Annotated in this window: 11 protein-coding genes and 1 tRNA gene; 4 read left to right on the forward strand and 8 right to left on the reverse strand. The window is 66.0% G+C overall.

Annotated features, from left to right (window positions below; genetic code table 11):
• Window positions 1-8 precede the first annotated feature (8 nt).
• On the reverse strand, window positions 9-746 hold the full coding sequence (locus F0U60_RS32875) for a phosphoadenylyl-sulfate reductase (protein ID WP_395805845.1): 738 nt from the start codon (window positions 744-746) through the stop codon (window positions 9-11).
• A gap of 331 nt (window positions 747-1,077) precedes the next feature.
• Between F0U60_RS32875 and F0U60_RS32880 the strand changes: the two genes are divergently transcribed.
• Both F0U60_RS32880 and F0U60_RS32885 read left to right on the forward strand, forming a co-directional pair.
• Window positions 1,078-1,884, forward strand: a complete 807-nt coding sequence (locus F0U60_RS32880; RefSeq protein WP_395805847.1) for an MOSC domain-containing protein — start codon at window positions 1,078-1,080, stop codon at window positions 1,882-1,884.
• 133 nt (window positions 1,885-2,017) lie between these two features.
• Window positions 2,018-2,884: a YihY/virulence factor BrkB family protein gene (locus F0U60_RS32885; protein ID WP_395805849.1), complete on the forward strand. Its 867-nt coding sequence runs from the start codon at window positions 2,018-2,020 to the stop codon at window positions 2,882-2,884.
• A gap of 22 nt (window positions 2,885-2,906) precedes the next feature.
• Here the strand turns inward: F0U60_RS32885 and F0U60_RS32890 are convergent, their stop codons facing one another.
• The gene (locus F0U60_RS32890; protein ID WP_395805851.1) at window positions 2,907-3,605 is read right to left on the reverse strand and encodes a hypothetical protein; all 699 of its coding nucleotides are present in this window, start codon (window positions 3,603-3,605) and stop codon (window positions 2,907-2,909) included.
• A 243-nt stretch (window positions 3,606-3,848) separates the two neighbouring features.
• Here F0U60_RS32890 and F0U60_RS32895 point away from each other — a divergent pair, with 243 nt between their 5' ends.
• Window positions 3,849-6,047 carry a M3 family metallopeptidase gene (locus F0U60_RS32895; protein WP_395805853.1) on the forward strand — a complete coding sequence of 733 codons (2,199 nt, stop codon included), beginning with the start codon at window positions 3,849-3,851 and terminating at the stop codon, window positions 6,045-6,047.
• Here F0U60_RS32895 and F0U60_RS32900 read toward each other — a convergent pair.
• From F0U60_RS32900 to F0U60_RS32920, 5 genes are all read right to left on the reverse strand, one after another.
• Window positions 6,046-6,141 (reverse strand) — tRNA-OTHER (locus tag F0U60_RS32900). The genes F0U60_RS32895 and F0U60_RS32900 overlap by 2 nt on opposite strands.
• A 92-nt stretch (window positions 6,142-6,233) precedes the next feature.
• Window positions 6,234-6,764 (reverse strand): Kelch repeat-containing protein, encoded by a 531-nt coding sequence (locus F0U60_RS32905; RefSeq protein WP_395805855.1) that lies wholly within the window; start codon window positions 6,762-6,764, stop codon window positions 6,234-6,236.
• Between the two features lie 226 nt (window positions 6,765-6,990).
• On the reverse strand, window positions 6,991-8,127 hold the full coding sequence (locus tag F0U60_RS32910) for a hypothetical protein (RefSeq protein WP_395805857.1): 1,137 nt from the start codon (window positions 8,125-8,127) through the stop codon (window positions 6,991-6,993).
• Between the two features lie 76 nt (window positions 8,128-8,203).
• Window positions 8,204-8,662, reverse strand: coding sequence for an SRPBCC family protein (locus F0U60_RS32915; protein WP_395805859.1), 459 nt, complete (start codon window positions 8,660-8,662; stop codon window positions 8,204-8,206).
• A 147-nt stretch (window positions 8,663-8,809) separates the two neighbouring features.
• Window positions 8,810-10,858 carry a hypothetical protein gene (locus tag F0U60_RS32920; RefSeq protein ID WP_395805861.1) on the reverse strand — a complete coding sequence of 683 codons (2,049 nt, stop codon included), beginning with the start codon at window positions 10,856-10,858 and terminating at the stop codon, window positions 8,810-8,812.
• 698 nt (window positions 10,859-11,556) lie between these two features.
• On the opposite strand from F0U60_RS32920, the gene F0U60_RS32925 reads away from it, so the two are divergent.
• Window positions 11,557-11,730, forward strand: a complete 174-nt coding sequence (locus tag F0U60_RS32925; protein ID WP_395805863.1) for a hypothetical protein — start codon at window positions 11,557-11,559, stop codon at window positions 11,728-11,730.
• A gap of 228 nt (window positions 11,731-11,958) precedes the next feature.
• Here the strand turns inward: F0U60_RS32925 and F0U60_RS32930 are convergent, their stop codons facing one another.
• Complete coding sequence (locus tag F0U60_RS32930) at window positions 11,959-12,222, reverse strand: hypothetical protein (RefSeq protein WP_395805865.1); 264 nt, start codon at window positions 12,220-12,222, stop codon at window positions 11,959-11,961.
• Window positions 12,223-12,700 lie beyond the last annotated feature (478 nt).

Raw genomic sequence — 12,700 nt, forward strand, 5'->3', positions numbered from 1 at the left:
CGGAGGGGCTAACGGCGGACGTGCAGTCCACACTCGCGGTTCTCGGGGGACTCCCACCACCAGCGGCCGGCGCGCTCGTCCTCGTAGGGCTTCACCGCACGCGTGCAGGGCGCGCATCCGATGGACGGGTAGCCCCGGTCGTGCAGCACGTTGTAGGGGACGCTGTGGGCCTTGATGTACGCCCACACCTCCCGGGTGCTCCACCTCACGAGCGGGTTCACCTTGATGAGCCCGTGATCGGCATCAAACGCGACCGCCTGGACCTCCGTGCGGGTGACGGACTGCTCTCGCCGCAGCCCCGTCACCCAGGCCTCCCGTCCCGCCAGCGCGCGTCCGAGCGGCTCCACCTTCCGGATGGCGCAGCACTCCTTGCGCGCCTCAATGCTCTGCTTGAACGAGAAGTAGCCCTTGCTGGACTCGAGCGCCTCGACGCGGGCGCGCTCCGGGAAGAATGTCTCGATCTCGACGCCGTAGCGACGACGCACCACATCCATCACCTCGTACGTCTCCGGTGGGAGCCGACCGGTATCGAGGGTGAACAGGCGCACGCTCGGAGCGTGCGTCCGGGCGAGATCCATAAGGACCATGTCCTCGGCGCCGAAGCTGGAGGCAATGGCCGCGCGCGAGCCGAACCGCCGCTCGACCCAGGCGAGCACCTCCTCCGCGGGAGCCTCCAGCAGCTCCTTCGATGCGGCACCCAACTCTTCCGGCGAGACAGCGAGCGACAGCGATGAAGAGTGAGACATGGCGATTCCGTGAAAAAAAACGGCCCAGCTCCTCTCGCGAGGGCGGGCCGCACCTGCTGGGGGGAAGCAAAACGACCCCGCGCCTCTCTTCGAGAAGCGGGCCGCACAAGTCAGGGACAGCTCAAGAAGGTCTTGTCACACGCTCGCATCGAGTGGAGCGCCATCACGGGGCTACTACTAACGCTGGTGCGGTCCATCCGTCAAGGTGGACGGGATGCCAATATGGCGGATGCCCACCGGGAACGCTTGCCCACCTGCTGCCCCGGAGGTTTTGAGCCCGTGGAGAGGGTCGCAGGTGCACTCCAGGCCGAGATGGGGCAGAACACACAGTGTGCCTACCCTCTCCTCCCTCACCATTTATCCCCTCAAGTCGTGCGCGGGTCTCCCGCTGACCCAGGCCACGGTGGAGCCGCTCGGAATCCAGCATGACCGCCGGTGGATGGCGGTGCGCTCGGATGGCTCCTGCATGACCGGACGCGAGCTGCCCGCCCTCGTGAAGCTGAAGGCGGTGCCCAATCCCTCGGGGCTGCACCTGTCGGCCCCGGGCATGCCGGAGCTCGAGGTGCCCGTCCCGAGCGCCAGCGCGCCCCGGCTCGACGTCACCGTCTGGGGTGACACCTGCTCGGCCGCTCACGCTCACGCCGATGCGGACCGGTGGCTGTCCGAGTACCTCGGTCAGCCCGCACGGCTCGTGTATGTGGACGCACGGATGGAGCGCCCGGTGGATCCGAAGTACGCCGCTCCGGAGGACCGGGTCGGCTTCGCCGATGCCTTCCCGCTGCTGCTCATCTCCGCGGCCTCGCTGGCTGACCTGAACCAGCGCCTCTCCCAGCCCGTACCGATGAGCCGGTTCCGTCCCAACCTCGTGGTGGAGGGCTGTGAGGCCTTCGCCGAGGACGGCTGGAAGCGGCTGCGCATCGGCACCGTCGAGCTGTCCGTGGTCAAGCCGTGTGACCGCTGCGTCTTCACCACCATCGACCCCGAGACGGCTCGGGCCGACTCCCAGCAGGAGCCGCTGCGCACCCTCGCCACCTACCGGCGCATGGGTCCCAAGTCAGGGGTGATGTTCGGCCAGAACGTCATCGTGCGGCGCCCCGGGGAGATTCGCGTGGGCGACGCGGTGGAAATCCTCGAGTAGGCAGAGCGGCGAGGGCCGAAAGAATTACAGCCCTTCCGGGAACGGCGCTGTCTCCGAGCGCCTGTTTCCCTCGGCCTCGAGGCCATGCCGGAGGCCTCGAGCGCTGGCATGGCGCGTGCTGTACGTCGAGGGCATGACCGCTGCGATTCGTGCCCGAAGCACCTTCCAGCTCGTGAAGCAGGCCGTCTCGGAATGGAACGAGGACAAGGCTCCGACGTTCGCCGCCTCGCTCTCCTACTACACGATGTTCTCGCTCGCGCCGGTGCTCATCATCGCCGTGAGCGTGGCCGGAATGGCCTTCGGCGAAGAGGCGGCACGGGGGCAGATCCACACGCAGTTGCAGGAGCTGGTGGGCACGAGCGGCGCCGAGGTCATCGAGCAGATGATGATCAGCGCCCGCAAGCCGAGCTCCGGAATCCTCGCGACAGCGCTGGGGGTGATTGCCCTCATCTTCGGCGCGACGGGCGTCTTCGTGCAGCTCCAGGAGGCGCTCAACCACATCTGGAACGTCCAACCCCGGCCTCGCAACGGCGTGCTGAACTTCCTGCGCACCCGCTTCCTGTCGTTCGCGATGGTGCTGGTGATTGGCTTCCTGCTGCTCGTGTCGCTGGTGGTGAGCGCCGCGCTGGCGGGCGTCGGAGCCTACTTTGATGGCATGTTCCCCGGCTGGACACTGCTGTGGCAGGGGCTCAACCTGCTCATCTCGTTCGCCGTCATCACCGTGTTGTTCGCGATGATGTACAAGATTCTCCCCGACACGCGCGTGGCCTGGCGGGATGTGTGGCTCGGGGCGGCCGTGACGTCCCTGCTCTTCAGCCTGGGCAAGTTCGCCATCGGCCTGTACCTGGGCCGGAGCACCGTCGCCTCAAGCTATGGGGCGGCGGGCTCGCTGGCGGTGGTGCTCATCTGGGTCTACTACTCGGCGCAGATCCTCTTCCTGGGTGCGGAGTTCACCCAGGTCTACGCCCGGCGTCACGGCAGCCGCTCGCGCGAGGCGTGACGCCGGGTCACGCGGAGTCCCACTACGCCTTCGGCGTTTCCTGCTGCTGCTGCTCCGGCTTCTTCGTGGAGATGATGGAGTCGATCTTCTGCGTCAGGCGATCCAGCTCGCGGTTGATGGCCTCCACCTGCGACTGGCTCGCCACGCCCACCTTCACCATCCGGCTCTGCAGCACCGTGAGGCGCTGGCGTACCTCGCCGCCCACCCACGTCGCCTTCTTCTCCAGCTCCTTCACCGCCGGCTTCTCGCGCAGCTCGTTCACGTTCAGCCGCTGCAGCACCTCGCGGCCGGACTCACGGCCCCGCGACACCAGCGTCTGCAGTGCCTTCTGCGCCTCCGCCTCGAGCTGCTCGATCTGCTTTTGTGCGTGCTCCAGTTGAACCTTCACAAATGACGCCACCTGGCCGGCTGCCTCGGACACCACCGTCTCCGCCTTCGCCGCCTCGGCCTTCACCGCCTCGGCTACCTTCTCCACCACCGGCGCCTCGGCCTTCACGGGCTCGGCCTTGGCGGGCTCGGCCGCCTTCTCGGTCACCGGCGCCTCCACCGTCACGGTGACCGTCTCGGCCTTCACGGGCTCGGCATTCACGGGCTCGGCCGCCTTCTCGACCACCGGCGCCTCGGCCTTCGCCACGACCTCGACCGTCACCGTCTCGGTCTTCGCCTGGGCCGCGTTCTCCTGGTTGGACGCCTCGCTCTTCGCAGTCTTGTTCTTCGCCATGATCGCTCTCTCCTCTGCTGGATGCATCGAAGAGGTAACGCATCGCGTCAACCCCGTCAACAGACCGTGACGCAACGCAATATCGTTTCGGCACAAAGTTGACGGGTAAACAGGCGGGCCAGCGCGAGTCATCCCGGAAGAAATGCTCGTGGGAGCAGGGAGATTCCGTCATTCGACTCCGGGATCGTTCCCCTCCAGGCTCCGACCCCTCCGTCTTTCCCTCCCCTCTGGAGACATCACCACATGCGTAAGCTCCTCTTCACCGGCGCGGGTGTGGCCGCGCTCGTGTCCGCCTCGTGCGCGACGACCACCCAGGAGGTCCGCACGACGGGCGACAGCCAGCCCACCGCGTCGTCCAGCGCGCCCGCCCCCAAGGCCACGAACCCGCTGCTGGCCAAGTGGTCCGGCCCCTACGGCGGCGTGCCCGCGTTCGACCAGGTCAAGGTCGAGCACTTCAAGCCCGCGCTCGAGACCTCCATCGAGGAGAACCGGCGGGAGATTGCCGCGATCGCCAACAACCCGGACGCGCCGACCTTCGAGAACACCATCGCCGCGCTGGAGGATGCCGGCCGGACCTACAATGACGTGGGGACGATCTTCGGCATCTGGAGCTCGTCCATGAACGGGCCCGAGTTCCAGTCTATCGAGCGCGAGATGGCTCCCAAGCTCGCGGCCTTCGCCGATGAGATCGCCCAGAACGAGAAGCTCTTCCAGCGCGTCGAGGCGGTCTACAACTCGCCCGACAAGGCGAAGCTGACCCCCGAGCAGCAGCGGCTGGTCTGGGTCCACTACACGGGCCTGGTCCGCTCGGGCGCGAAGCTCGATGCGGCGGCGAAGAAGCGCCTGGCGGACATCAACCAGCGCCTCGCCTCGCTCTACACCGACTTCAGCCAGAACGTGCTGGCCGACGAGGAGAACTACGTCGTCGTCCTCGAGTCGGAAGTCGACCTGGCCGGCCTGCCCGAGTCCGTCCGCACGGGTGCCGCAGCCGCCGCCGAGTCGCGCGGCATGCCGGGCAAGTGGGTCATCACCAACACGCGCTCCTCCATGGAGCCGTTCCTGACCTACTCGTCCCGCCGCGACCTCCGGGAGAAGGTCTGGCGCCACTACGTCAACCGGGGCGACAACGGTGACACGCGCGACAACAACAAGCTCATCACGGAGATCCTGAAGCTGCGCGCTGAGCGGGCGAAGCTGCTGGGCTACGCGACGCATGCCCACTGGCGGCTCGAGAACACCATGGCCAAGACGCCCGAGCGCGCCATGGTGCTGATGGAGGCGGTGTGGACGCCCGCCGTGGCCCGCGTCCGCGAGGAGGTCGCCGACATGCAGGCGATCGCCAACAAGGAGGGCGCGAAGCTGAAGATCGAGCCCTGGGACTACCGCTACTACGCGGAGAAGGTCCGCAAGGCGAAGTACGACCTCGACGAGAACGAGGTGAAGCCGTACCTGCAGCTCGAGAAGCTGCGCGAGGGCATGTTCTGGGTCGCGGGCGAGCTGTTCGGCTTCTCGTTCACGCCGGTGAGCAACGTGCCGGTCTTCCACCCCGACGTGCGCGTCTGGGAGGTGAAGGACAAGGCGAGCGGCAAGCACGTGGGCCTGTGGTACTTCGATCCGTATGCGCGGCCCGGCAAGCGCTCCGGCGCGTGGATGAACGCCTACCGGAACCAGGAGCGGTTCAAGGGCGAGATCTCCACCATCGTCTCCAACAACTCCAACTTCATGAAGGGCAAGCCGGGCGAGCCGGTGCTGATCAGCTGGACCGACGCCCAGACGCTGTTCCACGAGTTCGGCCACGCGCTGCACGGCCTGGCCTCCAACGTGACGTACCCGACGCTCTCGGGTACGTCCGTGGCGCGTGACTACGTGGAGTTCCCCTCGCAGCTCCTGGAGCACTGGCTCTCCACGCCCGAGGTGCTGAACACGTACGCCGTGCATTACCAGACGGGCAAGCCCATCCCGGCGGCGCTGGTGGCGAAGATTGAGAAGGCCGCCACCTTCAACCAGGGCTTCGGCACGGTCGAGTACCTGTCGAGCGCCTTGGTGGACATGAAGCTGCACTTGGCGGGCGACAAGACGATCGATCCGGACGCCTTCGAGCGCGACACGCTGGGAGCGCTTGGGATGCCGAAGGAGATCGTCATGCGGCACCGCACGCCACAGTTCGGTCACGTCTTCGCGGGCGACGGGTACTCGGCGGGCTACTACAGCTACCTCTGGTCGGACACGCTCACGGCCGACGCCTACGAGGCCTTCACCGAGGGCAAGGGCGCCTATGACCGGGACGTGGCCGAGCGGCTGCGCAAGCACGTCTTCTCGGTGGGCAACACGGTGGATCCCGCCGAGGCCTATCGCTCCTTCCGAGGCAAGGAGGCCGGCACCGACGCGCTGATGCGCAAGCGCGGCTTCCCGGTTCCGGTGAAGAACAAGAAGGCGAACTGAGCCCCGACGGGATTCGAACCCGTGGAGGAGGGGTGCCCTCAACCCGCGACGGCACCCGCCTTTCGAGGAATCGCGAGTGTGCCGCTATGGGGCGCGTGGCGCGCTGGCGCTGGAGCGTCTGTCCCGAGCGCAGGACGGCCCTCCTCGGCCCCTGCGCTCCAGCCCGCCACGAGCATTCCCTCCTTCCTACCTATACTCATACGCCGCGAGATAGGGCGTGGTTGAGTTCTCGCCTCCCACCACGAGCACCCGGCCATCCAGCAACTGCGTCATCGTGTGACTCCGGCGGGCCTCCGCGAGCGAATTCGTGATGGCCCACATTCCAGAGGGAGGGTCGTACATCTCGGTGGTGGCGAGAAACGCGCTCGCGTTCCTCCCTCCCACGATGAGGACCCGTCCATCTGGCAGCAACGCCGCCGTGTGCTGGTGACGAACCTGCGAGAGCGCGCCAGTAGTGGACCAGGTGCCTGTGACCGGGTCATAGACCTGGGTAGTGGCGAGGACACCACTCGTTCCAGTCCCGCCCGCCACGAGCACGCGGCCATCCAGCAACAACGTCGCCGTGTGCAGGTAGCGCGCCTGCGAGAGCGCGCCAGTGGTGGACCAGGTGCCCGTGGCCGGGTCATAGAGCTGCGCCGTCGCGAGCGGTGCCGTGCTGTAGCCTCCCACCACCAGCACCTTGCCGTTGGGGAGCAGCGTCGAAGTGAAACATGACACGCACGCTCGCTCGCGATTGAGAAGGCAACATCACGAGCCAAGCACCCGGAGCGTCTGACTGTCGAGCCTCGGGCCGAGACAGCGGCCCCCGTCCGCTGCCCATGAGCCGCTCCTTCCTGCTCTCCGAAGACGCCGGGTTCATCACCGGCCAGACCCTGCACGTCGACGGCGGCGCCTCGATCGGCAAAGCGGGCTTCTGACGGCATACCTCACGCATCCGGGACGATCAGTGGCAGTGCACGATGCCCATCTGCCCGTCGGAGAAGCGATACCAGAGGCCACTGTCCTTCGACTGGCCCGCGTCCTCGATGACGGGTTGCTTCTGGATCCACTGGATCAGCACCGGGCCACAATCCAATGCCCCCATCTGTTTTTGCAGCTCCTCGAGGAATTGCATGCGCCTGGCCGGGGGAATCACCCGGGCGGCCTGGGCGGCTTGCTGCTTGGGGGTCAGGACCCGGACCTCGGCGGGCTGGGAGAGTAGCCTCGAGCCATCCGGGTACTCAGCCTCCAGCGCGAAGCGGAGCGTCTCCGCCTTACTGGGCGTAAGCGTGAGCCGAGGCGCGAAGACCGGATCCTCCGGGTCTCCAGACAGGGGAACCGGAGGCTGGCGCTCGAGGATCTCGCCCTTCGCGCCAAGCTTGACCACGCGGAGGGCCTGGAACTCGGGGGTCCAGGCCCTGCGCAACACATCGGAGAACTCCAAGGTTCCCTTCTTGCCCAGGCTCAGCTCACTGGGAGAAAGGTCGGGCGTCATGAGGGCGAACTTGCCCAGCATCTGCTGGTAGCTCCCCCGATCCCGCTCGTTCTCGGAGCCGGTCAGGCCCGTCACGGCTTCCTCGGAAGGTGCCAAGGGCCGGCACCGTGCTTGGAGGGGGATGACCTGCTGATGTTGGAAGACCTGACCGCCCTCACACCGCAGGGTCAGCTTCACCGGGACGGAGTCCACGCGGACCTCGCCCTCGCTGGCGCACGCGGCCTTCACTGCGGAGACCTCCCACAGGTACAGCTCCATCTGCGTCGAGGCACCATGCAGGCCGTGCGTGCGCAACAGTTCGAAGGTGCGAGGCCGGGCGTTCGGACCCTTGTCGGTCTTGACCTCCAGCGCCACCGCCTTGCTGTCCGGGCAGGTCCAGTGGAGGTCCGCCCGCGCGACGAGCCAGCGCGGCGTCATGGAGGCGGGGCCGTCTGGCATGGCGACGCTCGCGGCGGGGCCCTGACCGGTCACAACCGTCTGGACCGCGTCCGGCTCTGGCGAGCGGATAACGAGCACGTTTTCGCGTGCATGGGCCGGAGGAATCGAGAGCGACGTGGCGAGCACCATCCCCCAGACGTGAGGGCGGGTGCGTGAGCGAAGAGACATGAGGGGGCCCCAAGGAAAGAGATGAACCAGAGTGCGCAAGGTGTGACCCTCCGCTGACGCGGCGAGCGCTTCCGTTTCAACCCGCCTCGACAAGCGCCGCGAGCTTTGCGAGTGACAACTGCCAGCCGAGCTCGTTGTCGGCGGGAGACACGCCGCTAGGAAGTCCCTCGTGTACGGCGAGGATGTCGGTGCCGCCGTCTGCATCGGTGAGCGTGATGGAGATGGTCATCTCGCCGCGCAGCGCGGGGTCTGCCGTCTCGAACTCGTCCACTTCGACCACCTGCTCGTTCGGCACGAGCTTCACGAAGCGGCCATGGTACGTGTCGGTGTGCGCGGTCGTCTTGCCGGTGCCGGTTGGCGCCTCGTACGTGAGCGAGATGCGGATCGAGCCACCTTCGTGGGGCTCGAACGTGTGGATATGGCTGGTCATGCCATCCGGCACCTTCCACAGCGCCACCGCGCGAACATCCAGAAGCGCGCGATAGACACGCTCGCGGGGGGCTCTCACGTGGCGGCGGATATGGGTTGAGCTCATGCCCGGAGATTACCAAGGATGACGCGTACCAAGAGGCCTATTGGAAGCAGGTCCGTGAGGGATGAAGCGGAGGGGGCCAAGTTCATCCAGCAGGTGCGCCCGCCAGGAAGCGCACGCCTCCTGGCGGACCGACAGGACTCTCCTTGATCACAGCGTCTTGAGGTACTCGATCAGCGCCACGCGCTCCGGATCGGTGAGCACAGCATTGAACTCATGTCCGCCGTTGTCCTGGCCGAACGCATGGGTGTTGTAGATCTTCCGGTCCTCAAGTTGCTGCCGCGTGCGCGTCGGCGGAAAGAAGATGTTCCACGAGACGATCAGGTTGCTGAAGAGCACGTTCATCATCTCTTGCGCCAGGGGCGTGCGGAACTCGTCGCCCGGAGCGCAATTGATGTACGGCGACACCGCCGGATTCAAAGGCGTGCGCCACTGGCAGGCGATGGTGTCGTACTTCCAGCCGAGCTTGGTGGAGTCGTAGGCGCGTTGCAGGTTGGTGTCGAAGCCCATGATCACGCCAGGCTGGTCCCAGCGCGGTGGAGCGGAGACGCGGCGCCAGATGGGCTTGCGGTCGGACGGCTTGAGCACTTCCCAGACGTTGGGAACCGAGCCGTTGTGGAAGTACGGCGCGGTGGCCCAGACACCGAACAGTGGCGGCGCGAGATAGCCGAGCTCGCGATCTCCACGAAGATGCGGCTGATTCTGCGGACCGCAGTCCTGAGCGGTGCCGGCCGTCGGCGGATAGCCGAAGAAGTTCTTGGCGCCGGCGGACTGCACCGCTTTGTTGTTGGTGTTCACGCGGACTGGGTCCGTGCCGATGATTCGCAGCGGCACGATGTAGCTCGCCATGCCCTCCAGCGTCGGTGTCGCGAGGAACGCCGGATCATTGACGTAGCGGGGCGAGTAGGCACCGTGACAGCTCGCACAGGACCCGTTGCCCTGAGGTCGTGGCACGGGGTTTTTGCGCTCCGGCGCCCACATGTCGAGCGTGTGGAACAGAACCGCCCCCTGCTCGGCCAGCGTCTGGTTGATTGGCAATGGATAGGGCGGCGACTTGAGCGAATCGACCCAGGTGTTGAGCGCCGGACCGTTGGCGCGCATCCAGTCCTGCCCCGCTTCGCTCACGGGCCCGCCGATTCCGCCGAACAGGCCGAAGAAGGGCGTGTAGAACACCATGTCCACGCGTGGCGCATCCATGGGGAACACCCCGTCGACAAACTTCACCGGCCGGTGCCCCATGTTCCACCATGCGGGCGTATCCATTCCGGCGGTCGAGCCGGAGTTGATGATGCCAATCACCTCGGCGGGCGTCAGCGGCTCCTCGTCCGGGAACAGGAAGGCGAGGTTGATGTCGCTGGCGTTGTTGGTGCCGCGGGTGCGGTTGAGGTTCAGGAATGTGGCCAGCGACGCTGGATAGCCCAGGGGCAGCAGGTCGCTCAGGAACAGGTCCAGGTCCGCCAGGCTGCTGCCGCCACCCATCAGCACCCCGAGGCCCGGGCCGTCCGCGGGCGCGCCCACCACGCCGCTGTGGCAGGCATGGCAGGTGACGCCGATACGTCCGCTCCAGCTTCCATCCCGGTTGCGCAGCTGCGTGAGCATCTGCGGCAGCTGACCACTGCCGCCGTTGGTGCGATTCGGGTCCTGCCCAGGCAGCGGATAGGGATTGCGCTCGGTGCTCAGCCCCGATCCGTAGCGCTGGGCCACCAAGGCGTCGAAGTTGTCGGGACGGAATATAAAGCCCCAGATGCGCCACAGCTCGTTGTACTGCGCCGCGGTGAAGGTGGAGATGCCGAGCGCCGACTCAGGGAGCGTGGGGTCGGTGCCGGTGAACAGCGCGCCCACTCCTGGATGGCCGTTCGTCAGCAGCGCCTCGCCACGATTGAAGCGCTCACGCAGCTCGCCGCAGGTCTGCGCAGGGCCTTCCTCCTGCACCGCCACCGGATCGACATGACAGTTCTTCCAGAAGGCATTGAAGTGCACCGCCCGGCCGTTGCTGATGCCTGGCTGCACCAGGGTTCGTGGGTCCACCGGCAAGACGGCACTGTCCGGCTTGCCGTAGCAGAAGTCCCACTGGACCGAGCCGCCTCGGCTACTGCCGAGCAGATCACTGGCGGCGGAGATGCTGGGTATCGCCAGCGTCCCCGCCGCAAGCAACGTTCGAATGAACGGAACAGCGGTTCCGCTCGATGCAAACGACATCCTCACTCCGCTCATAGGTCACTCCTCCTTCGCTGCGTGTTCCCAAGGCAGAGGTTCGCGGAGAGGATCGTCGTCGAGCGCCTCGCTGAGCTCGCCCGCCATGCCATGGTCACCGCGCGGCCGTCGCGCGCCTCGGGCTGGTGAAGCTCGAGGGTTGTGACCTGCTGGGAGTGGCTCATTGTGAAAGGAATGCTGAGTCGCTATTGGCACCATGTCAATAGCGGATTCCCCTCTTTTCGAGACTGCCTCGATGACGGCGGATGGGCCCGGTGGGAGGACAAACCGCAGGATGTGGATTGGCTGACGCTTTGACTGGGACCATCAACCCCAACCCGTGGCCGCGCCCAGGTTGCGGGCCGCTCAGACGAAACAGGCGGCCATCCGAGTGCGCTGTCAGCCCTTGAAGCGTGTCTTGACGGGAGAGGAGCATGTTGGCCATGTAAAGAGCGTGGAACCAGGACGAGGAGCAGCTTGGGGCTGGCGGGTTTTCTAGTGGTGCTCGTGGCGGCCCTCGGCGCTCACGCGGAGCCGCCCTCCTGCACGCTCCCTGGCCGCAAGCCAGGCTCCTGGGAGCCCTGGGGCGCTTTTCTTGGCAGGGCCGCACATACAGCCGTTGGCATCGAGTACAACGTGCGGCATCCCGCCAGAGTCGTCTTCCTCAACACCGCCGGTCTCTTCAGAATTGTGAAGGAGGGGAAGTGAGGGGACCCCGAGCGTCTTTCGGAACTCGTGAGGCTTTTGCGCTCCCCCAAGCAGGTGCGGAGGAGGCGAACGAGGCGCCCCAGGCAGCGGCCAGCAAGGAGCCGCTGAAGGAGAGGACGCACATCGTGGGCGTCATCAACGATTTCATCGAGACCTACGCGGAGGCCTGAGTCAGGAGAAGAAAGTCCTGCTCATCCCTGCTTCCCTCCGGCCGCGCTTTTCTCCAACTTGTCCGACAGTCGGACAAGTTGCTGAAGACCGCGCCCGGAGGGGTCCCCTGACGAAGTGTCTCCGGGAAGGTGTCAAAGGACTCGTATCGACACCTTCCCTTGCAAGTCATCTGACACAGCGGGGAGACGCCGAAGCACCCCCGGCAAGAGACGGTTGCGGCAGGGACGTCAGTCGTTGACCCAGCAGAACCACTTGTTGAAGGGGACATCCTGGCAGTAGCACTCGCCCAGAGCGCCACTGTTCCACTGACAGCCCCTCGACGTGTCATAAACACAGTTCCTGGTCTGGAGCACCTCACAGCTGTCGCTGAGCTCGGAGGTGTCTTGCCCGAGCTGCTCACCGCTCTCGGCACCTTCCGTCACTTCCACTCCACCACAGCCCATCCCGAAGACAGAAACGACGGCGGCCATCGCGAGCCCACGAAGAAACATGAAACCCTCCCCTTCGCTGTTGAGGTGCTGATGCAACAGCGTACCGGAGCGTCGTTCAAGGTTTCCCTGAGACTCACGATTCCACTGAAAATCTCCGTGTGGAGCAGTCTCAGCGTTTGAGATTCCGGAACGGGTTGTTGAACGGTTTCGCGCCCTTCTTGTTACCGGCTGCCGTCGTACCTGACGGCACCCGACGGGTTTGGCGCCATTTTGGAGCACCTGGAACGACCCACGCGGCCTGCTCAGCTCGCCCCGGCGCAAGGGCCTGCGCAGTTGGCTTGGTGTCATTGAGCGCGCCCTCGAGTACCCCCAGGCCACGGCGGCGCGGGGAATCACGCGGTGCGACATTTCCCGCAAAATCAATTCTTTACTGTTTTAACGGTTTTGATTTACGAGCCTGATTTCCCGGTGTCATGATCCCAGAGACTCCCGGTTCAGGGGGTCCTGACTCTGGCAGCGCGTCCGCGGCTTCCTTCCG

The organism is Archangium minus, assembly GCF_044360475.1.
In the GTDB taxonomy this organism is placed as follows: domain Bacteria; phylum Myxococcota; class Myxococcia; order Myxococcales; family Myxococcaceae; genus Archangium; species Archangium minus.

What these genes read in the sequence shown, in the direction of transcription:
- F0U60_RS32890 (WP_395805851.1), bottom strand. Translation starts at nt 3,605, where the DNA reads ATGGCGAAGAACAAGACTGCGAAGAGCGAGGCGTCCAACCAGGAGAAC.
- F0U60_RS32915 (WP_395805859.1), bottom strand. Translation starts at nt 8,662, where the DNA reads ATGAGCTCAACCCATATCCGCCGCCACGTGAGAGCCCCCCGCGAGCGT.
- F0U60_RS32920 (WP_395805861.1), bottom strand. Translation starts at nt 10,858, where the DNA reads ATGTCGTTTGCATCGAGCGGAACCGCTGTTCCGTTCATTCGAACGTTG.
- F0U60_RS32910 (WP_395805857.1), bottom strand. Translation starts at nt 8,127, where the DNA reads ATGTCTCTTCGCTCACGCACCCGCCCTCACGTCTGGGGGATGGTGCTC.
- F0U60_RS32895 (WP_395805853.1), top strand. Translation starts at nt 3,849, where the DNA reads ATGCGTAAGCTCCTCTTCACCGGCGCGGGTGTGGCCGCGCTCGTGTCC.
- F0U60_RS32875 (WP_395805845.1), bottom strand. Translation starts at nt 746, where the DNA reads ATGTCTCACTCTTCATCGCTGTCGCTCGCTGTCTCGCCGGAAGAGTTG.
- F0U60_RS32885 (WP_395805849.1), top strand. Translation starts at nt 2,018, where the DNA reads ATGACCGCTGCGATTCGTGCCCGAAGCACCTTCCAGCTCGTGAAGCAG.
- F0U60_RS32930 (WP_395805865.1), bottom strand. Translation starts at nt 12,222, where the DNA reads ATGTTTCTTCGTGGGCTCGCGATGGCCGCCGTCGTTTCTGTCTTCGGG.